We start from the raw sequence: 26,669 nt of genomic DNA on the forward strand, positions 1-26,669 counted from the left end.
CTGCTGTTTTCGCTGGGTACCCGCGAAACCTTCGGCATCAATGTATTCAAGGTGCGCGAGGTATCGCAGACGCCGGCCATCACCAAAACCCCCAATATGCCTTTCGGGGTACAGGGCGTGCTGTCCTTGCGCGGCAACATCATCCCGGTGATTTCGCTGGCCAGCTTTGTCGACCCCGAACGCGGCCAGCACAAGTTCGACACCATGATCGTCACCGAATTCAACAAGAGCACCCAGGCTTTTCTGGTGGATTCGGTCGACCATATCATCCGCGTCGACTGGGACCGGGTACGCGCCCCGGAAAACATGATGATGAGCGGTAGCAACTCCAGCATGATCACCGCCATTACCGAACTGGAAGACGGCAAGCTGATCTCCATCCTGGATGTGGAACAAATCCTGGCATCGGTGATTGGCGAACCGCGGCTGCCGGACATTCCGCAGGCACAGCTGGAAACCGACCAGTACCTGTTCTTCGTCGACGACTCGGTGGTGGCGCGCAAGGAAATCACCAGCGTGCTGGAAAAGATGGGCATCAAGTTCCAGCAGGCCACCAATGGCCGCGAAGCCTGGGACCGCCTGCAAGTGCTGGCCAGCCGCAGCTGGGGCGAAGACGAGTCGCTGCACGACTATCTGAAGATCATCCTGGTGGATGCGGAAATGCCGGAAATGGACGGTTATGTGCTGACCAAACTGATCAAATCCGATGTCCGCTTCAAGGGCATCCCGGTCATCATGCACTCCTCGCTGTCCTCCAACGCCAACAGGGCAATGGGCTCCAGCGTGGGGGTGGATGCCTATGTGGCCAAGTTCGATCCCGCCGTCTTGTCTGAAACCCTGATGCCTTACCTGCAAAGATAAGACCGTACTGACAGGAAACAAAACGAGGGCGCAGCGCTGCCGATTCCGTGGAAAATCATTTTTCTGGAGCTGTCATTCATGGTGGACAAGAATATCAAATTCCTGGTGGTCGATGATTTTTCAACCATGAGAAGAATTGTTCGCAATTTGTTGAAAGAATTGGGATTTACCAATATAGACGAAGCCGAGGACGGCCAGGTGGCCCTGCACAAGCTGAAGAGCCAGAACTTCGACTTCATCGTTTCCGACTGGAACATGCCGAACATGACCGGCATCGAGCTGCTGAAAGCAGTACGCGCCGACCAGCAGATCAAGCATCTGCCCTTCATGATGATTACCGCCGAAGCCAAGCGGGAAAACATCGTCGAAGCGGCCATGGCCGGAGCCAGCGGCTACATCGTCAAACCCTTTACCGCCGCAACGCTGGAAGAAAAGATGAACAAGATCTTCCAGACCATGAACAAATAAACGCATCAACATGGCCAACCAACTTGCCAGGTCAACACAGAGGAGAGGCTATCGTGCCGGATCACATTCTTGATAGCGGAGATTCCCCGGATCTCGAAGCACTGTTTGACAGCATTGCCAGCCAGCACAAAGAGCAAGAGGCTCCTGCCCCGGTGGCAGTAGCAGCCCAGCCCGAGGCCGGCAGCACCAATGACAGCGAAGAGATGTACGAACAGATCGGCCAGATCACCCGCAAAATGCACAATGCCCTGCGCGACATGGGCTATGACAAGTCGCTGGAGCGCGTTGCCGACGCCATACCGGACGCCCGCGACCGGCTGAGCTACATCGCCTCGCTCACCAAGAGCGCGGCCGACCGGGTGCTCAATGCCATCGATGTCGCCCAGCCGCTGCAGGACCATCTGGGCAACCACTCGAAAACCCTGGCCGAACGCTGGAACCTGCTCTATGCCAACCAGCTGTCCACCGAGGAATTCAAGCAGCTGGCGCAGGATACCCACCAGTACCTGAACCAGGTGCCGCAGCAAACCCACGAAACCAATACCCAGCTACTGGAAATCGTGATGGCGCAGGACTTTCAGGATCTGACCGGCCAGGTCATCAAGAAGATGATGGACATGTTCAAGAACCTGGAAACCGAAATGCTGACCTTGCTGGTGCAGTTTTCACCCGAGCACAAAAAGGGAGAACTGGACAGCAACCTGCTCAACGGCCCGGTCATCAATCCGGAAGGCCAGCCCGACGCGGTGTCCAACCAGCAGCAAGTGGACGACCTGCTGGAAAGCCTGGGCTTCTAGCCCGGCCCGGTCGCTGCAGCCAGCCAAGCCCCGCCACGGCGGGGCTTTGTCATGGCTGACGGTCTGCGGCCAGGCGCGGCCTGCACCGCCTGTTGCCGCTGCTGCTTGCATTGGCGGAGGAAAAGCCTACACTCAACATTGCTGCAATGCACAATAAAGGAAGCCTCATGAACGTCGAATTCAGCCGGCTTCAGGCAACCACCCGCCCGGCCGTTCTTGCACACCTGCAAATACTGAGCGACGAAGACCGCTTTACCCGCTTTGGTCTGGAAATGAGCGAGGCCGCCCTCGCCGACTACGTCGACCGCATCAATTTCAATCGCGACATCGTCATCGGTGTGCTGTACCGTGGCCTGCTGATCGGCGTAGTGCATATCGCGGTGTTCCAGCATGAAGGCCATCCCTGCGGCGAGCTGGGCATCAGCGTGGACAGCTTCTGCCAGGGCAAGGGCATAGGCCGCATGTTGTTCGACCACGCGCTGGAGCATGCCCGCCGCCGCAAGGTCAACAGCCTGCGCATCCAGTATCTGCGCCGCAATGGCCGCATGGCCTCGCTATGCCGTGGCCTGACCACCCGCTTTGCCCAGGACGGCGAGGAGACCTCTTGCCAGATCCAGCTGGCCGAGGCCGACCCGGCCGCAGCCTGCCGCTACGAGATGAACGACGGCATCGAACTGTTTCATGCCGATGCCGTGGCGGCGCGCGCCCATGTGCTGTTCATTCACGGCGTGGCCGGAGATGGCTGGCAGTGGCGGGAAAACTTCCTGCCCTACTTTGCCCGCCACGGCCTGAGCAGCACCGCCCTGTCATTGCGCGGCCATGGCGGCAGCCCGGCCCGCGCCAACCAGACCTTGCGCGGCTATGAGGAAGACGTCTACCACGTCCTGGAACAGCTGGCCGACAAACCGGTGCTGATCGTGGGCCACTCCATGGGCGGCTTTCTCACCCAGCGCGTGCTGGACGGCAATCAGCGCATACGCAAGGCCAGCCTGATCTGCTCGGTACCGCCCTGGGGCCTGCTGCCGGGCACGCTGGAGCCGGTGGTCGAATTCATGGGCGACCCGCTGGGCAAGGCCATCGCCCTGCAAGCGGCCGAGGGCAAGCCTGCCTATGTCAATCCGGACAATATCAGCGCGCAGGTGCAGGTCATCGGCGGCAGCCGCGACCGCCTGATTCCGCCAGAGGTGGTGGCCGCCACCGCCCGCTCCTACGACACCGAGGCGGTGATCATCGAGGATGCCGGCCACGCGGTGATTTCCAGCTCGAAATGGCAGGCGGTGGCCGACCAGTTGCTACAGCACCTGCGCTAGCCGACTCAGACGGCTTGCTCGTAGCCCAGCCAGACCCGGATCTGCTCGCGAATCAGGTCGATGAACAGCTGCTGGGTGAGTGTTGAGGGGTGGCGCAGGCTGATGGCCATGGCCAGCTTGCTGGACAGCACCGGCTCGACAATCTTGCGCACGGTAAAACGCGAGGCATCGGGCCGCCGGGCGCAGATGGTTTTGGTCAGCGGCACCGCCAATACCTTGAGCAAGCAGGCTGACAGCCCCGCCACCACATGTCCGGCCATGGCGCCAGCGCGACAAGCAGCCCACCCCTGTTGAAAGCTTCATGCGCTGTCTCCTCACTTGTGCAGAATGGCAAGACACCCTGGACGAAGTGGGCAGGCATTACTTTTATGCATTGTGAATCGTAGGTAAGCTAGCCGGGAACGGCCAGAAGCAGGCATGCGTGATATTGCCCTACCCGACATCACACATCAGATGGCCACAGCAGCATGGCAGACTGCCGTCATGCGCTCTGGCCTTGGCCAAGCAGAATGCGCTGCAATGACTGGAAGCATTTTTTACCGGCCACGGGGCGTTTTATCCGTGAACACACAATGATTGCTTGCCATTGCCTAATGAATGCATGACCGGGCTGATTTGAAAAAATGAAGATACACGCCATGACAGCATGCCCCAGCAGCGAAGCGGCCCTTGATGATTGCTACAATCAGCCCAGAGCCAAGCCTGGTGGTGCTTGCCAACACGGCACTGGCAGCAGGCGGCAGCAATGGCCTGGGCACAGGCTTGCACCACAATGAGCATTTTCCCCAGCGCAGCGGTCGACCCGGCTGGCTGCATGCTCAAGACATCACCCGATATTGACGAGGCCACTTCCATGCCGCTAACACTGATTCTTAACCAGCTGCGCTACAAGCAATGGGCCGACCAGCGCACGCTGGCTGCCATCGCCCAGATCGATGCGCAGGCCTTTCCCGCCGAGCTGGCGTTTGCCCGCCAGCAACTGAATCACATGGTGCGGGTGGAAGAAGTATTCCGCGCCAGGCTGGCGGGAACAGCCGAGCCGCATTGCACGACCAATTCGGACATCGTCCCCACGCTGGCGGAGCTTGAGCAGCGCTTGTCAGCGGCAAACGGCTGGCTGCAGCCGTATGCCGCGGCACTGCCAGCAGAGCAGCTGGGAGAGATAATCCGTTTCCGCTTTCTGGATGGGAAAGCCGGCTCGATGACGCGTGCGGAAATACTGTTCCATCTGGTCAATCACGGCAGCTATCACCGCGGCGCTATTGGTCGCGCACTGGACATGGCAGGAGGGCTGCGCCCGGCGGACACCTATACGGTATTCATTCACGCCATGGAGCCGGCACGCAGGGTGGAGGGCTAGCCCCGGCATAAGGTCATCGCCGGGGCTTGCGGTGAAATCCAGACCCGCATGACCACCGCCCTGCCGCTATGGCCAAGATGCAGACTGTTTTGCAGCGCGGGCAAAACAGCGTAGTACCCAGGGCAGGAAAGCGAGATCCTGCAACGGATTTTTGCTAGCGGCGCTTATTGCAGCAGCGGCAGGCGCTGGCTCGTGGGCGCATGGTCTTGCTGGTTATCAGGTCCGATAAGGCTGGTGGCCAGGCTGTTGAAATCCAGCGGCAGCGCGACGGCAGATGGCACCGGCTGATAGCTGGCGGCATCATTGACATCGCCCTGGCCGCGATAGCGGGCAATCAGCGGCCACGGATACACCGGGCGCGTGGCTTTCACGGCAGCCCAGGGCTGGGCCAGCGGGCTGCTGACCATCATCGGCAGATGCAGGCCGGGTGCCGGCTGAGCGGGCTTGCCTGGCTTGCCCTTGCCCGGCAGCATGTCCGGTGGCGGGCCGGCCATGAAATCCGGTTCGGCTTGCGCCAGCTTGCCGGTAATCAGCGCTGCTGGTGCCTGTTGCAGCTCGGTCCAGGCCATCAGCGGGCTGAGTACATCCACCTGGTTGTAGCCATCACCGCCGCCGCAGTGGCTCACCCCGGGCAGCAGGAACAAGCGCATGAAGCTATCCGTTGTGGCCTTACCCAGCTGTTGCTGCACCCCCTGGTAATAGGCCAGCGAAACGGCAGGCGTAATCGAGGTATCCGCCAGCCCATGCCACAAAATCAGCTTGCCGCCGTGTTGCTGGAAGGGCAGCAGATTGGTGTTGCCGGCGTTATACAAGGGGGCCAGCCGGGAGAGCTGGGCAAAGGTGGCGTCGTCAAAGCGCAGCTGTTGCAGATGACCCATGGCCAGATCCACCTGCGGCAGAATCAGGTAAGAGATGGCCAGTGAGGCCATGTCCTGGCTCATCGACTTGCCTTCTGCGCTATTGGGCAGCATCCATTGCAGCTCGGAGCCGGGCAGCACGCCGCCCATGGTCAGGTGACGGCCAGCCGCATCCAGCGGGCCGTCATACAGTTTGCGCGCCACCGCCACTTCTTCGGCGCTCAGGCACTGGCTGCTGTCTTTTGCGTCTGGCGGACACTGCGCCCAGGCCGGGTCCACCTTGCAGCTGAGCGGGTCTTGCAGCAGGCCATCCTTTACGCCGGAGCCTTCGGCGCAATGCGCCAGCACGGCACGGTGCAGAATGCCCAGCCGGTTTTGCAGCAGGATATTGCTGCCATCGGCCCGCTGATTGGCCACCACATTCCAGGCGTGATACAGCGAGTTTTGCAGCTGGAACAAGGCCGCGGGCGCACCGGCAGCCACGCCGTCAAAGTCGTCCGGGTAGCGCTGTGCCTCCATCAAGGCTTCGCGGCCGCCATCGGAACAACCGACAAAATAAGAGAAGCGTGCCGGCTGGCCATAAAAAGCCTTGATCAAGGCCTTGGCCACCAGCGCGGTCTGGTGGTTGGCGCGGTAGGCAAAATCGATGCGCTTTTGCGGATCTGCCCCAAAGCTGGCCTGGTCCGGCCCGGTCATCGAACCCTTGTGGCCCATGTCGTTGGCAGCCACCACGAATTCGCCGTTCAAGGCGGGGCCGCAGCGCCCGGCATTGCTGATGCCCACGCGGGTCATGCCGCACAAGCCGCCGCAACCGCCTTGCAGATAGCGCTGGGTCCAGCCCTTGAGGGGCAGGTCCACCTCGAAGCCGATGGCCGGGGCGATGCTGCCTTCTACCTTGCAGAATTCACCCTTGGGCGTGCTCACCACACTGGCGGCACGGATGCTGACTGGCGCATCCGCCACACCGCTCAGCGACTGCTGGCCGAGTGCGGCACAGCTGATTACCGCGGGCTGCACGGACAAGGGCTGATAGTCGGCAGCCTGCGCCAAGTGCGGCAGCCAGCCCATGCACCACAGCCAAAAGCAGGCCAGCACGGACTGCCAGCGTAAGGCCACCGGGGGATGGCTGCGATAAGCGGTATGGTTCACCTTGTTCACTCCTGATTTGCACCCTGAAAACGGGAATTACTATCATTTGACAGCGAATACGTCATGCTGCTTTGCTGTAATTTTCCTGTCTTGACGCTACTGAACAAGGCGCCATCGCCTGGCATTGCTTGATCAAGAACCGGTTTGAGCCTAGCCCAGCCAACGCTATCAAGCCAGCCTGTGCGGCGGTAGCGGCAAAACACGGCAACGCAGGTTCACTTAATGGCAACGCGTGCCCTCCTCTGCTGACCTAGATTAGCCAATGCAATCAACATCATTGCAATAACAAGGATCTGAACCAGATGGAGGAGAAACCATGCAGCAATCCACTCTTAAACTGACCCTGGCCGCCTGTGCCGTAGTTACCGGGCTGACGGCTCACGCTGAGGACAGCACGGTCACCGTGTACGGGGTGATCAGCGCCTCGCTGGAATCGGTGGGAGCATCGGGCGGCAGCGGTGGCACCAAGTCCACCACCACCCGCGTGACCGACAATAATTCCCGCATCGGCTTTCGTGGCAACGAAGACCTGGGCAACGGGGTAAAAGCCATCTGGCAGGTGGAATCCAGCCTGCGTAACTTCGAGCAGGGTGGTACTACCGACTGGGGCCAGAGCGCCACCCTGGCCACCCGCAACAGCTTTGTCGGCATCAGCAGCGAGCAATACGGCCGCCTGATCGCCGGTTACAACGACACCGTGTACAAATCGCTGGTGGGCAGTACGGCGGACTTCGGCATTGACGTGATGGCCGGCACCATTGCCGACAGCTGGGGAACCGGACCGGGCTTTTACCAGCTGTTCAGCCGTGGCGAAACCCGTTTGAAGAACTCGGTGCATTACATCTCGCCCTCGCTGTCCGGCTGGCAGGCTGGCGCGTCTTATGGCGTGGATGAAACCAGGACCAATAACACCAATCGCAGCCGCCTGAGCCTGGCGGTGAAATACGGTGACGGCCCGTTCAAGGCCGGTTTCGGCTGGGACCGCCAGTTTGACACTGCCGGTTACGAGCAAAGCAACGGCGGCACGGCAGCGTCGGGCAAGCATGTGGACTTTGCCAAGCTGCTGGCGCAATGGACCTTCAGCAGCACGGGTACGCTGGTGGGGGCCGGGGTGGAGCGTGGCAGTTATCAATCCGCCACGGGCGGCCAAACCCAGACCCAGAACGGCTGGACGGTGGGTGTCAGCCAGCCGCTGAGCGAACGCCTTGCCCTCAAGGCGTCCTACAGCAAGCTGGGCAGCCTGAACAATGCCAGCCATGCCGATGACTACAAGGCCACCCAGTGGGTGCTTGGCGCGAGCTATGCCGCCACCAAGCGCACCAGCTTTTACACCTATGCCACGCGCCTGAGCAACGGCGCACTGCAAAACGCCAACTTCGGCTTCAGCCCGCTGACTACCGGCACCAATGCCGGCAACACCGTGGTGCTGGCCAATGGCAACACCCTGCATACCGTCGGCGTGGGCATGTCCACTGCCTTCTGATACAGCTCGCGACTGACCGCAGCCATCACGCAGGAAGGGCTGGCGCTTGCCAGCCCTTTTTTCAAGCTCATGCCAATTTATGTAAATACGGGTAAAGCAGCTCAAGCCAGTCGCGATTTCACCGATAGTTCTTATAAATGCAATAAGGAATCCAAGCATGTTTCTGGGCGCAGTCGGTTCATTCATCAGCACTTCGGGCGGAGCCTTGCTCAAGGCAGGTTCTTCCGTGGTGACCGAAGCAGCCTCCATTGTCGAGGCACACCCGCTGCTGGCCGGTGTGGCGCTGGGGGTGGGCATTTACGAATACGCCACCAGCAATCCCAGCCACCTGGGCAATTCGGTGGATACCACGGCCTAAGGAGCGGTTCAAAGCCTGCTGTGCGTTGGCGACAGCACCTTATCAACATCTTGGGCATACGCATTTCCCCTGCGGAAACTCCGCGTCCTCAGCCGTGTTTGTCTTGTCTCGCTCACGCGAAATGTTGAAATGGCTTTGCGCCCCACCCTGCCCCGTTGCGCTGGCTTGCTTGTTGCCGCTACTTGCCAAAAAAAGCCACCCCGCAGGGTGGCCAACACAGAGAGTGACGTTTACGCCAGCAAACGTCAGTCGATATAACGCAGACCGGCCTTGGCCAGTGGCTCGCGCATTGCATACATGTCCAGGCCCAGCACGCCGGAAGCCAGCTTGGCGCGCTTCTCCCCTTCGAATGATTCGCGCTTTTGCGCCGCCGCCAGCGTTTCCACCGCACGCGCCGCCGGTACGCACACCACGCCGTCGTCGTCCGCCACGATGACGTCACCCGGATGCACCAGCATGCCGGCGCACACTACCGGGATATTCACCGAGCCCAGCGTGGCCTTGATGGTGCCTTTGCTGCTGATGGCACGGCTCCATACCGGGAAGTCCATTTCCTGCAGGGTTTTGACGTCACGTACCCCGGCGTCGATGATCAGCGCCCGCGCGCCGCGTGCCTGGAAGCTGCTGGCCAGCAGGTCGCCAAAGTAGCCGTCGCTGCATTCCGAGGTGACACCTGCCACCACGATGTCACCGGGCTGAATCTGTTCTGCCGCCACGTGCAGCATCCAGTTGTCGCCCGGTTGCAGCAGCACGGTGACGGCGGTGCCGGACACCTGTTTCCCCGCAAAGATGGGGCGCATATAGGGCTTGAGCAGCCCGACGCGGCCCATGGCTTCGTGCACGGTGGCCGAGCCCAGCGCAGCCAGTGCATCGGCGGCAGCGCGGTCGGCGCGGGTGATGTTGCGGTAAACGACTCCGAGTTCGTACATGGTGTGGTCTTTCCTGATCTGTTTTATCCATCGCGTGGCGCATGGCGCACGTGAGATGCGGTCAAATCCGCAAAAGCCCTGGGTCAAGGCGCGCCGCCGCAGACAGTACGTGTGGTACGGCAAGGCGGCGCAACGCAGGAGCAGAGCTTTTGCCAGCCTTACAGGCCCTTGGCCTTGAGGGCGGCATCCAGTCGCGGATACACGCGGCGGGCATTGCCTTCAAAGATTTGCTGCCGTTCGGCATCCGTCAGCGCCGCCGCTTCGATGTAGCGCTTGGTGTCGTCGTAGTAGTGGCCGGTTTCCGGGTCGATGCCGCGTACCGCGCCGATCATTTCGCTGGCAAACAGCACGTTGTCCACCGGGATAACCTTGGTCAGCAGGTCGATGCCCGGCTGGTGGTAGACGCAGGTGTCAAAGAAGATGTTGTTGAGCAGGTGGTCTTTAAGCAGCGGCTTTTTCATTTCCTGCGCCAGCCCGCGGAAGCGGCCCCAGTGGTACGGCACCGCGCCGCCGCCGTGCGGGATGACAAAGCGCAGTGTGGGGAAGTCAGTAAACAGGTCGGAGGTCAGGCATTGCATGAAGGCGGTGGTGTCCGCATTCAGGTAATGCGCGCCGGTGGTGTGGAAGGCGCAGTTACAGCTGGTGGAGACGTGCACCATGGCCGGGATGTCGTACTCCACCATTTTTTCGTAGATGGGGTACCAGTGGCGGTCGGACAGCGGCGGGCTGGTCCAGTGGCCACCGGACGGGTCCGGGTTGAGGTTGATGCCGACAAAGCCGTAGTCCTTGATGCAGCGTTCCAGCTCCGGAATGGAGGTGGCCGGGTCGACGCCGGGCGATTGCGGCAGCATGGCGGCACCGATGAAGTTGTCGGGGAACAGCTGGCTGACGCGGTAGCACAGCTCGTTGCAGATGGCCGCCCAGGTGGAGGAGGTGTTGAAGTCCCCGATGTGGTGGGCCATGAAGCTGGCGCGCGGGCTGAAGATGGTGAGGTCGGAGCCACGCTGCTTCATCAGGCGCAGCTGGTTGCTTTCGATGGTGTCGCGCAGCTCGTCGTCGGAGATGTTCAGCTCGGACGGCTTGGGGCCCAGCTCCGGGGTGGAGAGGTTGTCGATCTGGCGTTTGCGCCAGTCTTCCAGCGCCTTGGGGGCGGTGGTGTAGTGGCCGTGGATGTCGATGATCATGGTGTGATTCCTTGTTGTCTGGCCGCCGCCCAGCGGACAGCGGCTTTGCAATGCTCAGCCCTGTTTGTTCTGGTCCCAGGCCAGTGCGCCAGCGTCCTTGCCGGTAACCGAATACAGCGCGCCCGGCGCATTGCGGGTGGCCTGGAACTGCTCCAGCGTCTGGCCACGCATGGCGGCGTAAATGTGCAGGTTCGACACGCCAACCACCGCACCCAGTTTTTCCAGGCCGAAGAAAATCACGCCGTAGCGGATCAGCGCATCCCAGTCGCGCCGCTGCAGCATGTCGGCCTCTTCAGCTGTCAGCCCGGCCTTGGCATAGGCTGTCTGCGGGTCGTTCAGGAACAGCTCGCGATGCGCCGGATCAATCATGTCGCGCAGGAATTTATTCAGGCGATAGGTGCGCAGGCTGGCTTCAAGAGTAAAGGGGTGGGTGCCGCTGAGGGCTTCCGCCCCGGCCAGTTCCCGCTCCATGGCGTGACGCAGGTCCGCCGTGCGTGGCTTGGGCAGCGGCAGGCTGGCGTTTTCGTAAATGGCGGTGGCAATGCCGGTCATGGACGGCAGGTAGTAAGTCTGGTGGATTTTCTTTACCTGTGAGGACAGCGCACCGCGCATGATCAGCCACATGATGACCTCCGCCCCTTCCATGCCGCCCAGCTCGGCGTAATCGGCCAGGGTCAGCCGGGTGAGTGCCTGCGGGTCTTTCTCGAACAGCTCCAGGAACTGCAAATCCCATTCCGGATTATTGAAGCCGCAACGCGCACCATGCACCTGGTGCGACAGGCCGCCGGTGGCGACGATGGCCACTTTCAGGTCTTCCGGATAGCTTTCGATGGCATCGCGCAAAGCCTTGCCCAGTTTGTAACAGCGCGCGGCAGACGGCACCGGGAACTGCAACACGCCCACGGCCAGCGGCACGATGGGTAGGTCCCAGTCGCTATTGCCGTTGTTGAGCATGGACAGCGGCGACAGGCAGCCGTGATCCAGCTTCTTGTCCTGGAAAAAGGACATGTCGAATTCGGCGGCCATCAGGCTGGCACCGATATGGCGCGACAGCGCGGCATGGCCCGCAACCGGCGGCAGATTACGCGCGCCACCACCTTCGTCCGCCACTTCGTAACGCTGATCTATGCCCAGGGTGAAGGCGGAATAGTGGTCGAAGAAGAAAGACGTGACATGGTCGTTGTAAATCATGAACAGCACATCCGGCTTTTTCTCCGCCAGCCAGGCTTTGACTGGTGCAAAAGCCTCGAAAATGGGTGCCCATACCGGGTCGTCCTGCTTGTTGCGATCCACCGCGAAACCGATGGTTGGAGTATGGGAACAGGCGATGCCGCCAATGATGGTTGCCATATCAGGTCTGCCTTCTTGCGTATGTCAGATACCGGCGCTACCCGCTGTAGCGCCGCTTGCATGCTATGAAAAATCGGAAATCAGGCTTGCGTGCGGGCTTGCAGGCTGCCACCCAGAATGGACGCAGCGGCAATCACCGCCGGCACCGCCAGCATCAGGAAAATGGCCTCGAAGCCCCAGCCCAGGCTAAGCAGCACGCCGCCAATGGACGAACCCAGAATGCTGCCCAGACGGCCCACACCCAGCATCCAGCTCACGCCGGTAGCGCGGGCCATGGTGGGATAGCAGCCCGGCGCATAGGCGTTCAGCCCGGTTTGTGCGCCACTCAGGCAGAAGCCGGTGGCGAGGATGGCCAGCACGATCCAGGCCGAATTCAGCCCGCTGCTGCCCAGCACCACCAGCGCCACGCCGCCCAGCAGGTAGGACGCGCTGATCACGCGGCTGGGCTTGATGCGGTCCATGGCAAAGCCCACCGCGATGGCCCCCACGGTGCCGCCCAGCTGGAACATGGCGGTCAGGGTGGAGGCACGGTCAATCGAGATACCGGCGTCTTTCATCATGGTGGGCAGCCAGCTGGTGGTGAGGTAAATCACCAAGAGGCCCATGAAGTAGGTCAGCCACAGGCTGAAGGTTTTCAGCGCATAGCCTTGCGAGAACAACACACCCAGCGGCTGTTTGGCGCTGACCGCTGCTTCTTGCGACACGAATACCTTGTAGCTGTCCAGCTTCACCTGACACACGCGGGAGAGCAGCGGGCGCACGCGCTCGGCCGGGGCGTTCTTGCTCACCAGATAGCGGGCCGATTCCGGCAGCAGGAAAAACATGAAGGGCAGCAGAATCAAGGGCATCAGGCCGCCAAAGGTCAGCACTGCCTGCCAGCCATAGCGCGGCGTCAGCCAGGCGGCGGCAAAACCGATGGCCGCCGAACCCAGGTTGAAGCCGGTAAACATGGTGGCAATCACCGAGGAGCGGATGCGTTCCGGAATGTATTCCGAGATCAGCGTGGTGGTATTGGGCATGGCCGCACCCAGTGCCAGGCCAGTGATGAAACGCAGTGTCGCCATGGACTGCGGCGAGCTGGCATGCGCAGTGGCCAGGGTGGCCAGGCCAAAACCCAGTACCGAAGCCAGCAAGACCTTGCGCCGGCCAAACCAGTCGGCGGAAGAACCGGCCAGCAAGGCACCCACCGCCAGGCCGATGGGCGCAGCGCCCATCACCACACCAAAGGCCGGACGCGAGATATGCCACTCACCCAGAATGCTGGGGGCGACAAAGCCCATGATGGCCACATCCATGCCATCCACGGCCACGATAAGAAAACACAAGACCACCAGCCCCCATTGAAAGGCCGACATCTTGCGCGCGTTGATAAACGCGCGCACATCCAGTACTTCTGCCTGATTCATGAATCTCTCCTCCTGTTGCGTTATTGCATTGTTGTAGTACAGCGAGCGTTGGGCGCGGATCGAGCCGCGTCCTGTGGTTTTTTATCTATTGGTGCAAACGGCACTCAGGCCGGGTAAGGCAGCAGCACCTGGCCGCGAAACAAGGGCCTTGCGGTGCGGATCAGCGCCACCGCCGGCGCGGCATCTGCTTGCGCTGTCAGGCGGATAGTGAATTCACCAGTCGGGTGCTCCACCGAAATGGCTGCACTGCCCTCATTCAGCGCCACCAGATCACCGGCAACAGTGGCCGGGTTGGCGCAGCCGGTGGCGACGGAGGCCGCGCCCAGCACGCCGATGGCGTCGTGGCATTTTTTCGGGATAAAGGTACGGGTATGAATGGCTCCGCCATTAATCGGCGCGGCCAGCAGCGTCATCTTGGGCACCACCCGCTCGCTGACATCGCCCAGGCCCATGCGCGGGCCGATAGCCAGGCGAATGGCTTCCAGCTCGCGCTTGAAGCTGTCGTTGGCGTCCAGCTCGGCCGGGCTTTCGTAACCGGTAATGCCCAGGTCGGCGGCACGCAGCAGCACCACCGGCATGCCGTTGTCGATGCAGCTGACCGCCACGCCATTGACCACGTCCTGCGCCTGCCCGGTGGGATAGAGCGCGCCGCAGGAAGAACCGGCCACATCGGCAAAACGCAGTTCGATGGCGGCGGCACTGCCAGGCACGCCGCTGATGCGGGTAGTTCCCTGGTAGCTCACCTTGCCGCCCGGTGTGGGCAGCACGGCTTCGCACAGGGATTTGGTGTTCACCATGTGAATGCGCACACGGGTTTCACCGTCGGCACAGGGCAGCAGGCCCTCTTCCAGTGCAAACGGGGCCACCGCGGCCAGGATGTTGCCGCAGGTGGGGGCGTAGTCGATACGCTGGGCAGCAATGACCAATTGTCCGAACAGGTAGTCGATATCGGCATCGTCACGGCTGGAGCGGGAGATGATGGCGATCTTGGTGGTCAGCGGATGTCCGCCGCCAATGCCGTCGATCTGGCGGGCGTCGGTGCCGTCCATGGCTGCCAGCAGCAGACGATCGCGTGCGGCGGGGTCGGTGGGCAGGTCGGCGGCGTGAAAGAAGGCCGCCTTGGAGGTGCCACCACGCATCCACACGCAGGGCAGTGCCTGCAAACCACTGTATCGGGACTTTGTTTCCATGTTTCTCCTCCGCCTGGACCGTGATGGTCATCGTGTTGTGACAACACTATATGCGGAGGAATCGTCGGCAACTTTGCCCCTTCGTGACCGTGCATTCTCATTTTGTGAGCATGACAGCTCAGGGTCTGTCCGGCGCAGGCGCGGGCACAGGGAATCAGGAAAGCAAGGTATCACCGCGGTTGATGTGGTGGGCAGCACGGTGCAAATGGGTGAGCAGATGGCGCACTACCGGGGCCAGCGCCAGCTCCTGGCGCACGATGGCACCCACTTGCAGCGGCAAGCCAGGCTCGCGCAGATCAATAGGCGAGACATAGCTGGCCAGCCAGGACTGGCGGGCAATCTGCCGTGGCAACAGAGCCACGTAGTCGCCGGTAGACACCAGCGACAGCAAGGCCAGGGTGGAGTTGACCAGCGCGCCTTGTTGTGGCGCTTCCAGACCATTGCGCTCGAATAGCGCACGGGCGTAACCGGCGCGATGGGCGGTACCGGTATACACCCAGGGTGCGTGTTGCAAATCCTGCAAGCAGCGGGCCTCCAGCCAGCGGCTGCCCTGGCGTGCGGCCGGAATCATCTCGGTGTGCAGCAAGGGTTCGACATAAAACTCCCCGGCGGCCAGGTCGTCCGGAATGCCGCCGACGGTGATGTCCACCTCGCCGGTACGCAGCTTTTGCAATTGCGCCACATACAGCTCCTCGCTGATGCGCAGCTGGATGTGCGGAAACTCCCGCACAAAGGTGCGCATGGCTTCCGGAATCAGCAGCATCACCGCCAGCGGTACCGCGCCAATATGCAGCTTGCCCACCATATGGCCACCAATCTGGCTGATTTCATCGGCGGCGGCTTCCAGCTCGTGGCGGGCCCGCACCGCCCGCTCATACAACACCCGCCCTTGCGCGGTGGGCAATACCCCGCGCGAGGAGCGCAGCAGCAAGGGGGCGGCCAGTTCCAGCTCCAGCTCGCGAATCATCCGGGTCAGCGCCGGTTGCGAACAGCCGACACGGCGCGCCGCCGCCCGCAGGCTGCCCTCTTCCACCGCGGCAATCAGCGCGGCCAGTGTTGCCAGTTTCATTCCGTCCTCCTGCGGCAGGTGCTGCCGACTTGCCATTCCAGCGATCAGGAAAGCTGATCACTGACACGGTTTTGACATCTGCAATGAATAGCACCTTAGCCGCAGAATGTGCGGCAAAGCAAAAAAACATGCCGGTCTGTCACGGGTGCGCCAAGCCAACGCCCGGCGGTCACGGCCATTGCATCATTGGAGGAGAGACTCATGCCCCACCCTGCCGCCTGTGCGGACCGGGATGATGTGCTGCGCTATCTGCGCGTGTTTATGTCGGTGGCCCACACCGGCAGCGTCACCCGTTCGTCCGAACAGATTTTCAAGGCCGCTTCGGCCATCACCCGTGCGCTGACCCAGCTGGAAGAACTGCTGGGCGTGGAGCTGTTCGAACGCCGCCCGCGCGGCATGTTGCTCAATGCCTATGGCGAAGCCGTGCATTTACGGGCGCGGCGCATTCAGGCGGAAATCCGCCAGGCGGCTGCCACCCTGTGTACCGGTCAGAACATCAGGAAAGATCCGGATGTCCTGACCCAATTGCTGCTATCCGGTAGCAAGCTGCGCGTTTTTGTCAGTCTGGCCAACCATGGCCAGCTTGCGGCCTGCGGCCATCAGTTGGGCATGAGCAAGTCCGGCGTCAGCATGTCGCTGGCGCGACTGGAAGAATCGGTGGGCCAGCCGCTATTCCAGCGCACTGCGCAGGGACTGTTGGTCAGCGAAGCAGCCGAACCATTGCTGCTGCACGCAAAACGTGTGTTTGCCGAAGTGCGCCACATGCAGGCGGAGCTGATGGCGCTGCAGGGCAGCGTCGAGGGCTGCATCACGGTGGGGGCCTTGCCATTGGGCCGGACACGCTTGCTGCCGCTGGCGATCGTGCATCTTTTGCAAAAATATCCCCGGATACAAATCAAGACGCGGGAAAGCGCTTACGAAGAGCTGGCACGCGACCTGGGCTGTGGCGACATCGATTTCATCTTTGGCGCACTGCGGCCGCAGGAGGAAAACCGCCAGTTGATCAGCGAACCCTTGTTTGTCGATCAGGTACGCATCTTCTGCCGCGCCAATCACCCGCTGACCCGCACGCCGGGCCGCATCCCGCTCGCCCTCCTGCAACAGGCCAGCTGGATCCTGCCCAGGCAGGACTCTCCCGCACGGCGCGCCCTGGTCAGGTCGTTCACCCGCCACGGACTCAGCGCCCCGCAGCCTTCGGTTGAAAGCGGCGATCTGGCTGTCGTGCGCAATCTGCTGATTCATAGCGATCTGCTGACAGCCTGCTCGCCGCATCAATTACGCTATGAAATGGAAAAAGGAGATATTGTCGAACTGAATGTCGAGCTGGGAGAGGCCGAACGGAGCATAGGCATCATCCAGCGTTCCGGCTGCCATCCGCCTCCCGCCATGCAGGCCTTGCTGGAGGAGTTACGCAAGATATGCGCCAACGACCTGCTGCCATGCAGTCCTCTGCCCGATATCGCTACAGCGCGCGGGGTAGCGCTGTGGCAAGACCGTGCCGCCTAGCCACCTGGTAACCTGCATCTCCCCGGCATGACTGGACGCCTCCTCTGAAGAACAGCGTCCAGCTCAAGCCGGAGCGTTGCCATGATCAGGATGCCGGCAAAAAACAGTGGCGCAAGCTACTGACCATGCCTTGCCACGCCCCCAGGCAACAAGGCTGGGACCTTTCAACAATCAGCGACCTGACTCAGCCGAACACCGTCACCACCTGCCGCGACAAGACGACCAACTCGCCATCCGGCCCGTACAGATGGGCATCCTGGTTGCAATAGCCATCACGCGCCGCCAGCAGGGTGGCATCCATATGCCACCAATCCTCCGCATCAAGAGGAGGCTGATGGCGGACAAACTCCAGCGACCAGCTCAGGGTGCTGGCGGGAGTCGGCCCTGGCAGCAGCGACAAGGCCACCGGAGGAATGGCATCGGCCATGGCCACGATATGGGCTTCGTCCAGCACACCCGCATCGCGCTGACGGAGCCGGATGCGGTTGAAAGGCGCCTTGCCGCCACTGAACGGCAGGGCGCCGGCCAGCCAGCGGTAGCCATAGTGCTGGGTAAATGCCGGGGTGATGCCAGGCATATAGGGGAGTTCGCCGGCGGGTTCAGCCACCACGCCGACAGGGCGTGCAGGTGGACTCAGCTGCACTGCCGAATCACGCGCCTGGCCAAAGGCCGCAACAAAGATGGCAGCGGTCTGTTCCCCATCCAGCAGGCGCGCACTCAGCTGCACTGCGGTTTTACCCTGCCGCAGCAAGCTCACTTCGATCAGCATGTGACCCGGCGCAATGGGTGCCACAAAAGTACTGTGCAGCGACCACAAAGGCGGCAGTGTCGGCAGCCATTGACGCATGGCACGCACGGCCAGCATGGCTTGCACACCACCAAACAAGGTACGGCCCTGCGCCCAGTCATCACTGGCTTGGCAGGCAAAGCGTGCCGCAGTGGCATCAGCACTCAGCAGGGTGGGAATCATTTCATCGATATGCATGCTGTTTCTCTGTGTGGCCGGGGCCAAGCCCGTTTGCCATGCAGTGTAGCCATGGCCAATCTGCCGGCACAGTGGCAATATCGACAATATTCAGGTCATTATCGCCAGCCCATGCACCAGATCAGCGTTCTGCTTTCCCCACACTGCTATGCCGGCAGCGTCACCGGCTTCATCGACATCCTGCTGTTTGCCAATCAACTGGCCGAGCGCAAGGGGCAGGCAGCGCTATTTGGCTGGACCCTGTGCAGCCAGGCAAGCGAGCCGGTACAGAGTGCATCGGGCATCCTGCTGCATGCGCAAGGCGACTGGCAGCTGGCAGGCTGCGCTGACACCATCATCGTGCCACCGCTTGCCTATAGCTCGCTCAAGCAGTTCCAGGCACGGCTCGCCAGCGAAACCGTGCTGCAGCAGCAACTGTCAGCATGGCATGCGGCAGGCAAACAGCTGCTTTCATTCTGTACCGGCATCCCGCTGCTGGCGGAAAGCGGGGTGTTGAATGAACGTCCAGCTACGATCAGCTGGTGGCTCACCACCTGGTTTCGCAACCGCTATCCACGGGTACGGCTACAGCCCTATGCCACCATGACGACAAGCCCCGGCCTGCTGTGCGGCGGCGCAAGCACCTCTTATATAGAGCTGGCCTTGCATCTGGTCCGGCAATACGGTGGGCAGGAATACGCGCTGGCCTGTTCGCGCCTGCTGCTGACCGGACCACAGCACGGCAGCCAGGCACCCTATATGACGATGCAGAGTTTTGCCGGGCATGATGATGCGCTGGTGCTGCGTTGTCAGTACTGGTTGCAGGACAATATGGCCGCCCCCTTTGATCTCGCAACGCTGGCCGCGCACGCCCGCAGCAGTAGCCGTACCGTGATCCGGCGCTTCAACCAGGTACTGGGCGTATCACCGCTGCGCTATTTGCAGCAGTTACGACTGCATGCCGCCCGGCGCTGGCTGGAAGGCAGCAACTTGCCGCTGGAGCAGATCATCCAGCAGCTGGGCTATAGCGATAGCGCGAGCTTTCGCCGGCTGTTCCAGCGCGAACTGCATTGCACGCCGGCAGCCTACCGCAAACAGTTCCAGCCCACCTGAACAAGCATGGCCTGCAGCTGGCGCCGGATGGCCTCCAGCGGGCTGGCTCGGCAAGGGCGATGGAGGCCACAGGACATGGCAGTGGCCTCCATGCGCTGTTTTATCCCTGCCGCGCGGCCGCCACCATGCCGTCCAGCCAGTCCTGATGGCCGTTGATCATGGGATTGGGCTTGGTTTGTGCCAATGCCTGGGCCGGTTTGCCCAGCTGGGTTTCCTGGGTCAGGATGCGCACCCGCCCGGCCGACAGTTCTTCAATCAGCCAGGCGTGATGCACGTCCAGCCTGTCTTCCGCGGTGCTGCCGGCCCAGCCATGCCAGGCAATGCGCGCCGCTTGCCCCGGAACGGGAGCGACATGCTCCACCACTTGCGCCTCCACCGGAAAGCCGAAGGTTTCAAAGTAAAAACGGTCGCCCATGGCCAGCTCTGGCCCCTTGCCATCGTAAAAACGGGTATTGGCCGAATTGGCATAGTAGCTGGGCCATAGATGCGGGGTGTTGAGCAGGGTCCACAACCGGTCGATGCTCACGCCGGTGACAATCACTTCATTGGAGCAGTAATTGTCGGTAAAACCAGGCACATAGCCAGCGGGCCAGATAATGTCACTCATGATGTTTTCCTTGTGGCAGGGGTTGCTAAGAAAGCCTGGCTGCTACTGTACGCACCCCACATCAATGAATAAATGGCGCTAAAATCACATTATCTGTTACATCAGAGAATAAAGATGCCCGCCTTCGATGCCACCCAGATCAGCACCATCGCCCTGTTTTGCAAAGCGGCGGAGCTGCGCAGCTTTTCCGCCGCGGCAGAAGTATCGGGGCTGACACCGGCTTCGGTCAGCCGCGCCATCAAACGGCTGGAAGAACGGCTGGGGGTGCGCCTGTTTGCACGCACCACGCGCACCATGCGGCTGACCCACGAAGGCGAGCTGTACTGGCAGGAGTGCCGCCAGGCACTGGAACAGATTGCCGAAGCCGAACGCGCCATTACCGGCCAGCAGAAAGTACCCAGCGGCTTGCTGCGCATCAGCGTTGGCACCCTGTACGCCAATTACCGCCTGCTGCCCGTGCTGGAGGCATTCACCAGCGCCTATCCGCAGATCGAACTGGAGCTGAGCCTATCCAACCGGGTGGCGGACATTGTGGAAGAAGGTTACGACCTGGCCATCCGCATCGGCACGCCGCAGGATTCCCGCCTGGTGGTGCAGAAGCTGGAAGACGCCACGCTGGGCATTTTTGCCACACCCGGCTATCTCGCCCGGCGCGGCGTGCCACAGCAGATGGATGAGCTGGCCGGGCATGACTGTCTGCAATTCATCCTCCCCAGCACCGGCCGCGCCATGCCATGGCTGCTGACGCTACCGGATGGCCAGCCGCTGGACTATCAGTTCCATAGTCGCCTGCGCCTGCTGGACGATGCCCAGGGCTGCATCAGCTGGGGGCTGGCCGGAGGCGGACTGTTCCAGACCTACCATTTCATCGCTGCGCCCGCGCTGGCACGCGGCGAGCTGGTGGAGGTGATGCAGGACCACGGCGGCCGGGCACGGCAGTTCTCGGTCACCTATCCGCAAAACCGTCATCTTTCCGCCCGGGTAAGGGCCTTTGTCGATTTCCTGCTGACACGGCTGCGCCATTCGGAGTGATGATATTTCCTGGCAATATCAAGTTGTCGTGCGCTCTCCAGCCGCAGCAGTTGCTAGGCCAGGCCATGGATCAGCCGGCCGAACGCGCTGGCGCACGATAAGCCAAAAACGTCAGGCCGGCACTCAGCCATAACAAAATGGCACTGGTCATCCAAGTGATCTGATAGCCGCCATGATCCAGCATCAGCCCGCCCAGGGTAGAGCCGGCGGCAATGGCAAACTGGATGACCGCCACCATCAGGCCACCGCCCTGCTCGGCATCATTCGGCATGGCTTGTGCAAGCCAGCTCCACCAGCCCACCGGGGTCGCGGTTGCCATCAGCCCCCACAGGCAAAGCAACACGGTCACCGCAGCAAGCCAGGAGCCAAGCGGAATCAAAACGATCGCAATGGCTGACATCAATACGGGGATGGCAATCAGTGGCGGGTACAAACCCCGCTTGAGCAGCCCGCTGATCATCAGCGTGCCAAGGAAGCCCGCCACCCCCATCGCCAATAGCAAGACGGAAAGGGTGGGCGCGCTGACCTGCGTCACCACCTCAAGGAAAGGGCGCAGATAGGTAAACAGCGTGAACTGGCCCATGAAGAAGGCCGCGCATCCGGCCATGCCATAGCCAAGCCTGCGGCTTTTGAGCAGTTTGAATACCTTGCGGGAGCTTGAGCGGCTTGCTGCCGCCGGCATGGATGGCAAGGCCAGCCATTGCCAGACCAAGGCAATCATGGCAACAGGCAGCAGTGACAAGAAGGCGGTGCGCCAGCCGATGGTGGCCCCCAGCAAGCTGCCCAGCGGGGCGGCAAGCACGGTGGCCAGGGCATTGCCACCATTAAAGATCGCCAGTGCTTTTGATACTTGATCGGCGGGCACCAACCGCATTGCCATGGCAGCAGACATTGACCAGAACCCGCCAATCACCACCCCGATCAGTGCACGGCCGAACATGAAGGTCAGGTAAGTCTGCCCCAGCCCGACAACTGCACCCGAGATGCCCATCAGCAAGGTCAGAATCAGTAGCAGCGTCTTGCGATCCATGCCTTTGCTCAGGGAGGCAATGGAGAGGCTGGTCAGCACCGCCAGCACACCGGAGATCGAGATACCCTGGCCAACCATTCCTTCGCTGACATGCAGTGCACCCGCAATGGGCGTCAGCAGACTGACCGGCATGAATTCCGAGGAGACCAGTACAAATACACACAGCGATATGGCAAAGACGCCACTCCAGCATGCAGTTTGTTTTTTCGTGCCGCTGGCAATGGCTGCAGGCGTAGCAGAGGTGGTGACGGTCATGCAGATATTCGCTATTTCCATGGTTTACGGCCGGCCCGCGCTGATTCATACCCGCAGGCAGAGCCAGCCGGCTACCGTTACCGGTGCTGCCAAGCTGAGCACGGGTCGCTTTGGCTGTGGCTGTTGCTCAGGGCGGCAAGAGCCTGGCCGGCAATGGAGGCGCTCCATCCGGCCAGGCGCTGCATCAGGACGTGGAGTGCTCAAACCAGGTGCTGGGTAAAAAAGGCGGTGAGCTTGTCGAAAGGAATCACCTCGGTGCGGTCGTACAAATCCGTGTGGACCGCTCCAGGAATGATCATCAGTTCCTTCGGTTGCGCTGCAGCCGCATAGGCGGTTTCGCTGAAGTAGCGCGAGTGCGCCTTTTCGCCATGGATGAACAGGACCGGACGCGGTGAGATTTCCGCGATATAGCTCAGAATCGGCATGTTCATGAAAGACAGGGGTGTGGTCTGCGTCCAGGCATTGCCGGAGTTCACCGCACGCGGATGATAGCCACGCGTTGTCATGTAGTAATCGTGATAGTCAAGCACAAACTGCGGCTCACCGCCGTGCACAGCCTGATTGTAAGGAGGCTGGTAAGCCGGCGCGCCCTGCTCGGCATCTTTCCAGCGTTGCAGACTCAGCTGTGTCAGCGTTTGCGTACGCTGGGCAGGCGTCACACTGTCGTTGTAGCCTTTGGACATCACGCGCGTCATATCGTACATGGTGCTGGCCACGACAGCTTTCACCCGCTTATCCACGGCGGCGGCATTCAAGGCCATGCCACCCCAGCCACAAATGCCGATGATGCCGATGCGTTCCCGGTCCACATTGGGCAGCAGGCCAAGAAAGTCCACTGCAGCACTGAAATCCTCGGTACTGATATCCGGGGAAGCGACATTGCGCGGCTCACCGCCGCTTTCCCCGGTATAGGACGGATCAAATGCCAGGGTGATGAAGCCGCGTTCGGCCATGGTTTGGGCATACAGGCCGGAAGACTGCTCCTTTACCGCACCAAAGGGGCCACCTACTGCCAGTGCGGCCTGTTTACCACGGGCATGCAGCGGTTGGTACAAGTCCGCCACCAGGGTGATCCCATAGCGGTTCTTGAAGCTGACCTTCTGGTGCTCCACCTGATTACTTTTGGCGAATGTCTTGTCCCATTTTTCGCTGAGCGTGATTGGCGACTGGGCCAAGGCCGGACCGGTGCCAACCATCCCGACACCCAGGGCGGCGATGCTGCTACCGGTCAACTTCAGCAAATCGCGACGCACCACATTGGGCGTATCCGGTTCAGTGACTGCATGGCTGGTTTCATGGTGCGTATTCATGGTGTTTTCTCCAGATGTGCCGGTTATCAGCCGGCCAGCTTTACATTCAGGTTTGCTTGACATGACGGTGACAGCAGGTCGCTGGCGATACCCGCCAGGTGAGGACTGCTCACCTGCCCGCTTTGCTTGGATGTATTTTCTGGGTGTCATCTGGATTTTCGATAGCAGGATCCTGCCTGTTCTTTGCCTGATCCTGCGGCACGGCCTGGCACGATGCGACACGCGGACCCGCTGCGACGTATCATGCATCGGTGAAAAATTTCGGGAGATGCCAATGCCTGCTGGAAATCAGCGCAAGCACAATCCATACGGCCCGCTCCATGCCATGCATGCAGGCTTGGCTGAAACAATCGGCAGATGGATAGACAGCGAAGGCGACTGCGCGACAGCCATCGGGAGCCTGCAGTTATTCCGGCGAGACGCACCCAGTGACGCCTGCGCCTGCATGGTCGAATCCAGTGTCGTGTTTGTGGTGCAGGGCGCCAAGCAATTGCTGGTTGGCGAGCAAGCGTTTGCCTACAACACCGAACGCTTCTTGCTCAACTCGCTTGATGTTCCAGCGCGCTCGCAAGTTCTCGAGGCGAGCCCGCAGCACCCCTGCCTGGGTCTGGTATTCAAGCTGAATATGGGTGTCATGGCAGAAATCATTGCGCAAAACAGCTTGCCGCCTCCTCGTGAGTGTGCGCAGGAGAGCAGCACGACCTTGGGTAGCATGACACCCGTTTTGCTGGAGCCCTTTACCCGCCTGCTTGGCCTGCTGGATGAGCCCGAGGCCATTGCCGTGCTCGCACCGCTGATCGAGCGGGAGATTCACTACCGCTTGCTCACCAGCGACCTGGCCGCACGCCTTTGGCAAATCACATCCGCAGGCAGTCATAGCCACCGCATCGCCAGGGCCGTCCACTGGTTGAGAAGGCATTACGCCCAGCCCATGAGCATTGAAGAACTGGCCGCCCATGTACAAATGAGTGCATCAACGCTGCATCACCATTTCCGCTTGCTCACGGCAATGAGTCCCCTGCAGTACCAGAAATGGTTGCGCCTGAATGAGGCCAGACGCCTGATGCTGAATGAAGGTCTGGACGCCTCCACCGCCGCCTTCCAGGTAGGCTATGAAAGTCCTTCCCAATTCAGCCGGGAATACCGCCGTCTCTTTGGTGTGCCGCCCAGGCGTGACATCGAGGGAATGCGCGACAGGGCGCTGCCTTCGCGTGCAACAACATTCCCCAACTAACTGCTTGTTGCCTGACTGATGCACTGGGCCATCCAGCGACCTGCTTCAACTCGATCAGCAATCTGCGCAAACGCGGCAAGCAAGCGCACGACCACCAGCGCCAGCTGTGGGGAGGTAGTTATTTTGTCACCGGTATTTGATTGGTGATGATGCGACGAAGGCCAATAACCATGAGGCAATCAGCATGGCGGGGCCATCGAGTTTTTCGTGCAGGAAAATGCGTAAGAACAGCTGCAGACTGCTGGGACTTGCAGTGTTTTTGACACCGGACAGGATGGTTTGCAGATCAGGATGAATAACCGGATAGCATTCGTCGTTGGCAGCAAGAAACTTTACCGGCGACGGGTGGAGATAGCGCGGGCCAGTCGGTTTTGGCAAGTCGAGCGCATCGTTCAATAGCCGCCTGAGGCGCTCGACATCCGTATCTCCGGCATGATGGGCTGACTCTCTCAGTTGGACAGGCCGTTAGACTAGTGCCGGCCTGTCCTTTTGGGAACTGTCGTAAAGTAGGGTCAGGCGACCAGCGCATCCAGTGCCTGGGCCATGGTTTCACAACTGCCACCCCTGGCAATGTAGTCATACAAAAACGCCACCACCTGACCGCGTTGCTCGGGACGCAGTGTCAAACCCCGCTCTTGCAGGATATGCTCCAGCACCGACTCCACCATCTGCAACTTGCCGACATCCACGGCAGCCGGTGCCCTGCCTTGCGTGGCAGGCAACTGCGTGGCCGCCAGCTCCAAAGGCGCCAGCTGGTAGTGCTCTGGCAGCCGGTACATGCGGCGCTCCCCACCTCGCCCGGTCACGGTCTCGCAATACCACCGCTCCCGCTCTGCCCGGGCGATGATCGCCGGCTTCGACGTCGGCATGCCGGGAAGGCGCAGTGCTGCAATTTCACTGGCTGATAACAAATCCTGCACCTAACACTTACCCCAGTTAACCGTTAAGCCAAACCTGACACTTAAATCGTCAACAAGGCTAACAATTCGCCAGAAAAAGCAACGGTTTGAATGAATACACGCGCAGCAAGCACAAAGTACAGAAACGATAAGTGTTAATAGCTTTACACATTGACCGTTAATTTCTTAACACTTAACGTGTTCACACCTGATCACCGCAAAGGATTAAGGCATGAACACATCTGCTGCCGTCAAAAAAACCGCACCGGACTGGCACCGTGCGGACATCGTAGCGGCCCTGCACAAACAGGGCTGGTCCCTGCGCAAGCTTTCACGGGAAATCGGCCTGAGTGCCGGCGCACTCAACAATGCCCTGGACCGCCCCTGGCCCAAGGCGGAACGCATCATTGCCGCCACCATCGGCCAGCCACCGGAAGTGATCTGGCCCAGCCGCTACGAAAAGCGCCATTCTAAACCGGTTTTGCCTCCCCTTGTTTCCGCCATGGTACTGGCCGACTGCGCCAGCCGCTTTGTCTGAATGAATCGTATGCAAGCGCCACACATTGCGCCAGCGTCACGATAGGCCATCCGGAGCCAGCACTGATGAAAACACACACGGGCAAGCCCTGCCCTTCCCGCAGCCACGGCAAGCAAGCGGCAAAGCCCGCCGGTGCGGCCGAGCGCCACGCCCCACAGCACGCCGTGGTGGCCCAGCTATCAGCATGGTCCAGCGGCGGGGGAAATGCTGGCGAATGGTGCCGGCCACGTGTCCAGGTCGGCGCGTGCACGCAGCAACAGCAGCACGCACGACAAGGCGGAGCAGGCCCTGAGCGGGGTGAGGCATGAATAGCACGGCGGTTTCAAGAGCCAAGTGCAACGGTGGTTGGAATCCTGATATCCAGATTGAAGCAACATTCCCAGAATGCTTCGCTGGGCTTCTTAAACCCT

At 61.1% G+C, this 26,669-nt stretch carries 26 protein-coding genes; 12 read left to right on the plus strand and 14 right to left on the minus strand.

The genetic code is table 11. The features are described from left to right. The 4 genes from DFR38_RS19940 to DFR38_RS19955 all read left to right on the plus strand — a co-directional run. Positions 1–861: chemotaxis protein (locus DFR38_RS19940; RefSeq protein ID WP_110313849.1), on the plus strand; the 861-nt coding region annotated here is incomplete at its 5' end. A 78-nt stretch (positions 862–939) separates the two neighbouring features. Continuing rightward, entirely contained in the window at positions 940–1,329 is a 390-nt protein-coding gene (cheY, locus tag DFR38_RS19945) for a chemotaxis response regulator CheY (RefSeq protein WP_059284316.1), read from the plus strand. A gap of 53 nt (positions 1,330–1,382) precedes the next feature. Next, positions 1,383–2,126 carry a protein phosphatase CheZ gene (gene cheZ, locus DFR38_RS19950; protein WP_059284317.1) on the plus strand — a complete coding sequence of 248 codons (744 nt, stop codon included), beginning with the start codon at positions 1,383–1,385 and terminating at the stop codon, positions 2,124–2,126. 167 nt (positions 2,127–2,293) lie between these two features. After that, entirely contained in the window at positions 2,294–3,436 is a 1,143-nt protein-coding gene (locus DFR38_RS19955) for an alpha/beta fold hydrolase (protein ID WP_059284318.1), read from the plus strand. A 5-nt stretch (positions 3,437–3,441) separates the two neighbouring features. Here the strand turns inward: DFR38_RS19955 and DFR38_RS19960 are convergent, their stop codons facing one another. After that, the gene (locus DFR38_RS19960; protein ID WP_059284319.1) at positions 3,442–3,696 is read right to left on the minus strand and encodes a hypothetical protein; all 255 of its coding nucleotides are present in this window, start codon (positions 3,694–3,696) and stop codon (positions 3,442–3,444) included. 512 nt (positions 3,697–4,208) lie between these two features. Between DFR38_RS19960 and DFR38_RS19965 the strand changes: the two genes are divergently transcribed. Further along, positions 4,209–4,796: a DinB family protein gene (locus tag DFR38_RS19965; protein WP_204377372.1), complete on the plus strand. Its 588-nt coding sequence runs from the start codon at positions 4,209–4,211 to the stop codon at positions 4,794–4,796. 164 nt (positions 4,797–4,960) lie between these two features. On the opposite strand, the gene DFR38_RS19970 is transcribed toward DFR38_RS19965, so the two are convergent. Next, positions 4,961–6,802: a tannase/feruloyl esterase family alpha/beta hydrolase gene (locus DFR38_RS19970; RefSeq protein WP_204377373.1), complete on the minus strand. Its 1,842-nt coding sequence runs from the start codon at positions 6,800–6,802 to the stop codon at positions 4,961–4,963. 316 nt (positions 6,803–7,118) lie between these two features. Here DFR38_RS19970 and DFR38_RS19975 point away from each other — a divergent pair, with 316 nt between their 5' ends. After that, positions 7,119–8,285 (plus strand): porin, encoded by a 1,167-nt coding sequence (locus DFR38_RS19975; RefSeq protein ID WP_059284320.1) that lies wholly within the window; start codon positions 7,119–7,121, stop codon positions 8,283–8,285. A gap of 157 nt (positions 8,286–8,442) precedes the next feature. Beyond that, on the plus strand, positions 8,443–8,643 hold the full coding sequence (locus DFR38_RS19980) for a hypothetical protein (RefSeq protein ID WP_059284321.1): 201 nt from the start codon (positions 8,443–8,445) through the stop codon (positions 8,641–8,643). A 245-nt stretch (positions 8,644–8,888) separates the two neighbouring features. Here DFR38_RS19980 and ligK read toward each other — a convergent pair whose 3' ends face one another. The 6 genes from ligK to DFR38_RS20010 all read right to left on the minus strand — a co-directional run bounded on the left by ligK (position 8,889) and on the right by DFR38_RS20010 (position 15,771). After that, entirely contained in the window at positions 8,889–9,572 is a 684-nt protein-coding gene (ligK, locus tag DFR38_RS19985) for a 4-carboxy-4-hydroxy-2-oxoadipate aldolase/oxaloacetate decarboxylase (RefSeq protein WP_059284322.1), read from the minus strand. Between the two features lie 158 nt (positions 9,573–9,730). Continuing rightward, on the minus strand, positions 9,731–10,756 hold the full coding sequence (locus DFR38_RS19990; RefSeq protein ID WP_059284323.1) for an amidohydrolase family protein: 1,026 nt from the start codon (positions 10,754–10,756) through the stop codon (positions 9,731–9,733). Between the two features lie 54 nt (positions 10,757–10,810). After that, entirely contained in the window at positions 10,811–12,106 is a 1,296-nt protein-coding gene (locus DFR38_RS19995) for a gallate dioxygenase (RefSeq protein ID WP_059284324.1), read from the minus strand. An 80-nt stretch (positions 12,107–12,186) separates the two neighbouring features. Next, complete coding sequence (locus DFR38_RS20000) at positions 12,187–13,512, minus strand: MFS transporter (protein ID WP_059284325.1); 1,326 nt, start codon at positions 13,510–13,512, stop codon at positions 12,187–12,189. Positions 13,513–13,616: 104 nt separating this feature from the next. Next, positions 13,617–14,702, minus strand: coding sequence for a 4-oxalomesaconate tautomerase (locus tag DFR38_RS20005; protein WP_059284326.1), 1,086 nt, complete (start codon positions 14,700–14,702; stop codon positions 13,617–13,619). Between the two features lie 154 nt (positions 14,703–14,856). Then, complete coding sequence (locus tag DFR38_RS20010; RefSeq protein ID WP_059284327.1) at positions 14,857–15,771, minus strand: LysR family transcriptional regulator; 915 nt, start codon at positions 15,769–15,771, stop codon at positions 14,857–14,859. A 201-nt stretch (positions 15,772–15,972) separates the two neighbouring features. Between DFR38_RS20010 and DFR38_RS20015 the strand changes: the two genes are divergently transcribed. Then, positions 15,973–17,277 (plus strand): LysR family transcriptional regulator, encoded by a 1,305-nt coding sequence (locus DFR38_RS20015; protein ID WP_059284328.1) that lies wholly within the window; start codon positions 15,973–15,975, stop codon positions 17,275–17,277. Between the two features lie 184 nt (positions 17,278–17,461). On the opposite strand, the gene DFR38_RS20020 is transcribed toward DFR38_RS20015, so the two are convergent. Further along, positions 17,462–18,262, minus strand: coding sequence for an acyl-CoA thioesterase (locus DFR38_RS20020; protein ID WP_059284329.1), 801 nt, complete (start codon positions 18,260–18,262; stop codon positions 17,462–17,464). Positions 18,263–18,313: 51 nt separating this feature from the next. Between DFR38_RS20020 and DFR38_RS20025 the strand changes: the two genes are divergently transcribed. Then, positions 18,314–19,354, plus strand: coding sequence for a GlxA family transcriptional regulator (locus DFR38_RS20025; protein WP_059284330.1), 1,041 nt, complete (start codon positions 18,314–18,316; stop codon positions 19,352–19,354). Positions 19,355–19,454: 100 nt separating this feature from the next. On the opposite strand, the gene DFR38_RS20030 is transcribed toward DFR38_RS20025, so the two are convergent. Then, complete coding sequence (locus tag DFR38_RS20030) at positions 19,455–19,961, minus strand: SRPBCC family protein (protein ID WP_059284331.1); 507 nt, start codon at positions 19,959–19,961, stop codon at positions 19,455–19,457. A 114-nt stretch (positions 19,962–20,075) separates the two neighbouring features. Here DFR38_RS20030 and DFR38_RS20035 point away from each other — a divergent pair, with 114 nt between their 5' ends. After that, positions 20,076–20,993: a LysR family transcriptional regulator gene (locus DFR38_RS20035; RefSeq protein ID WP_059284332.1), complete on the plus strand. Its 918-nt coding sequence runs from the start codon at positions 20,076–20,078 to the stop codon at positions 20,991–20,993. A gap of 70 nt (positions 20,994–21,063) precedes the next feature. On the opposite strand, the gene DFR38_RS20040 is transcribed toward DFR38_RS20035, so the two are convergent. Together DFR38_RS20040 and DFR38_RS20045 are read right to left on the minus strand one after the other, a co-directional pair. Then, positions 21,064–22,278, minus strand: a complete 1,215-nt coding sequence (locus tag DFR38_RS20040; protein ID WP_059284333.1) for an MFS transporter — start codon at positions 22,276–22,278, stop codon at positions 21,064–21,066. Positions 22,279–22,478: 200 nt separating this feature from the next. Continuing rightward, a complete protein-coding gene (locus DFR38_RS20045; RefSeq protein ID WP_059284334.1) occupies positions 22,479–23,588 on the minus strand; it encodes an alpha/beta hydrolase in 1,110 nt (369 codons plus the stop codon). On the opposite strand from DFR38_RS20045, the gene DFR38_RS20050 reads away from it, so the two are divergent. Next, complete coding sequence (locus tag DFR38_RS20050) at positions 23,587–24,822, plus strand: AraC family transcriptional regulator (protein ID WP_204377375.1); 1,236 nt, start codon at positions 23,587–23,589, stop codon at positions 24,820–24,822. The genes DFR38_RS20045 and DFR38_RS20050 overlap by 2 nt on opposite strands. Before the next feature lie 126 nt (positions 24,823–24,948). Here the strand turns inward: DFR38_RS20050 and DFR38_RS21145 are convergent, their stop codons facing one another. Together DFR38_RS21145 and DFR38_RS20055 are read right to left on the minus strand one after the other, a co-directional pair. Continuing rightward, positions 24,949–25,218, minus strand: a complete 270-nt coding sequence (locus DFR38_RS21145) for a hypothetical protein (protein ID WP_146216028.1) — start codon at positions 25,216–25,218, stop codon at positions 24,949–24,951. A 116-nt stretch (positions 25,219–25,334) separates the two neighbouring features. Then, positions 25,335–25,601 (minus strand): hypothetical protein, encoded by a 267-nt coding sequence (locus DFR38_RS20055; protein ID WP_059284335.1) that lies wholly within the window; start codon positions 25,599–25,601, stop codon positions 25,335–25,337. 352 nt (positions 25,602–25,953) lie between these two features. On the opposite strand from DFR38_RS20055, the gene DFR38_RS20060 reads away from it, so the two are divergent. Further along, positions 25,954–26,259, plus strand: a complete 306-nt coding sequence (locus DFR38_RS20060; protein ID WP_059287687.1) for a helix-turn-helix domain-containing protein — start codon at positions 25,954–25,956, stop codon at positions 26,257–26,259. The last annotated feature ends 410 nt before the right edge of the window (positions 26,260–26,669 follow it).

This window comes from Aquitalea magnusonii, assembly GCF_003202035.1.
GTDB classification, from domain to species: Bacteria; Pseudomonadota; Gammaproteobacteria; order Burkholderiales; family Chromobacteriaceae; genus Aquitalea; species Aquitalea magnusonii.

What these genes read in the sequence shown, in the direction of transcription:
- cheY (WP_059284316.1), top strand. Translation starts at nt 940, where the DNA reads ATGGTGGACAAGAATATCAAATTCCTGGTGGTCGATGATTTTTCAACC.
- DFR38_RS19955 (WP_059284318.1), top strand. Translation starts at nt 2,294, where the DNA reads ATGAACGTCGAATTCAGCCGGCTTCAGGCAACCACCCGCCCGGCCGTT.
- DFR38_RS19960 (WP_059284319.1), bottom strand. Translation starts at nt 3,696, where the DNA reads ATGGCCGGACATGTGGTGGCGGGGCTGTCAGCCTGCTTGCTCAAGGTA.
- DFR38_RS19965 (WP_204377372.1), top strand. Translation starts at nt 4,209, where the DNA reads ATGAGCATTTTCCCCAGCGCAGCGGTCGACCCGGCTGGCTGCATGCTC.
- DFR38_RS19975 (WP_059284320.1), top strand. Translation starts at nt 7,119, where the DNA reads ATGCAGCAATCCACTCTTAAACTGACCCTGGCCGCCTGTGCCGTAGTT.
- DFR38_RS19980 (WP_059284321.1), top strand. Translation starts at nt 8,443, where the DNA reads ATGTTTCTGGGCGCAGTCGGTTCATTCATCAGCACTTCGGGCGGAGCC.
- ligK (WP_059284322.1), bottom strand. Translation starts at nt 9,572, where the DNA reads ATGTACGAACTCGGAGTCGTTTACCGCAACATCACCCGCGCCGACCGC.
- DFR38_RS19990 (WP_059284323.1), bottom strand. Translation starts at nt 10,756, where the DNA reads ATGATCATCGACATCCACGGCCACTACACCACCGCCCCCAAGGCGCTG.
- DFR38_RS19995 (WP_059284324.1), bottom strand. Translation starts at nt 12,106, where the DNA reads ATGGCAACCATCATTGGCGGCATCGCCTGTTCCCATACTCCAACCATC.
- DFR38_RS20000 (WP_059284325.1), bottom strand. Translation starts at nt 13,512, where the DNA reads ATGAATCAGGCAGAAGTACTGGATGTGCGCGCGTTTATCAACGCGCGC.
- DFR38_RS20005 (WP_059284326.1), bottom strand. Translation starts at nt 14,702, where the DNA reads ATGGAAACAAAGTCCCGATACAGTGGTTTGCAGGCACTGCCCTGCGTG.
- DFR38_RS20010 (WP_059284327.1), bottom strand. Translation starts at nt 15,771, where the DNA reads ATGAAACTGGCAACACTGGCCGCGCTGATTGCCGCGGTGGAAGAGGGC.
- DFR38_RS20015 (WP_059284328.1), top strand. Translation starts at nt 15,973, where the DNA reads ATGCCCCACCCTGCCGCCTGTGCGGACCGGGATGATGTGCTGCGCTAT.
- DFR38_RS20020 (WP_059284329.1), bottom strand. Translation starts at nt 18,262, where the DNA reads ATGCATATCGATGAAATGATTCCCACCCTGCTGAGTGCTGATGCCACT.
- DFR38_RS20025 (WP_059284330.1), top strand. Translation starts at nt 18,314, where the DNA reads ATGGCCAATCTGCCGGCACAGTGGCAATATCGACAATATTCAGGTCAT.
- DFR38_RS20030 (WP_059284331.1), bottom strand. Translation starts at nt 19,961, where the DNA reads ATGAGTGACATTATCTGGCCCGCTGGCTATGTGCCTGGTTTTACCGAC.
- DFR38_RS20035 (WP_059284332.1), top strand. Translation starts at nt 20,076, where the DNA reads ATGCCCGCCTTCGATGCCACCCAGATCAGCACCATCGCCCTGTTTTGC.
- DFR38_RS20040 (WP_059284333.1), bottom strand. Translation starts at nt 22,278, where the DNA reads ATGACCGTCACCACCTCTGCTACGCCTGCAGCCATTGCCAGCGGCACG.
- DFR38_RS20050 (WP_204377375.1), top strand. Translation starts at nt 23,587, where the DNA reads ATGGTGTTTTCTCCAGATGTGCCGGTTATCAGCCGGCCAGCTTTACAT.
- DFR38_RS20045 (WP_059284334.1), bottom strand. Translation starts at nt 23,588, where the DNA reads ATGAATACGCACCATGAAACCAGCCATGCAGTCACTGAACCGGATACG.
- DFR38_RS20055 (WP_059284335.1), bottom strand. Translation starts at nt 25,601, where the DNA reads ATGTACCGGCTGCCAGAGCACTACCAGCTGGCGCCTTTGGAGCTGGCG.
- DFR38_RS20060 (WP_059287687.1), top strand. Translation starts at nt 25,954, where the DNA reads ATGAACACATCTGCTGCCGTCAAAAAAACCGCACCGGACTGGCACCGT.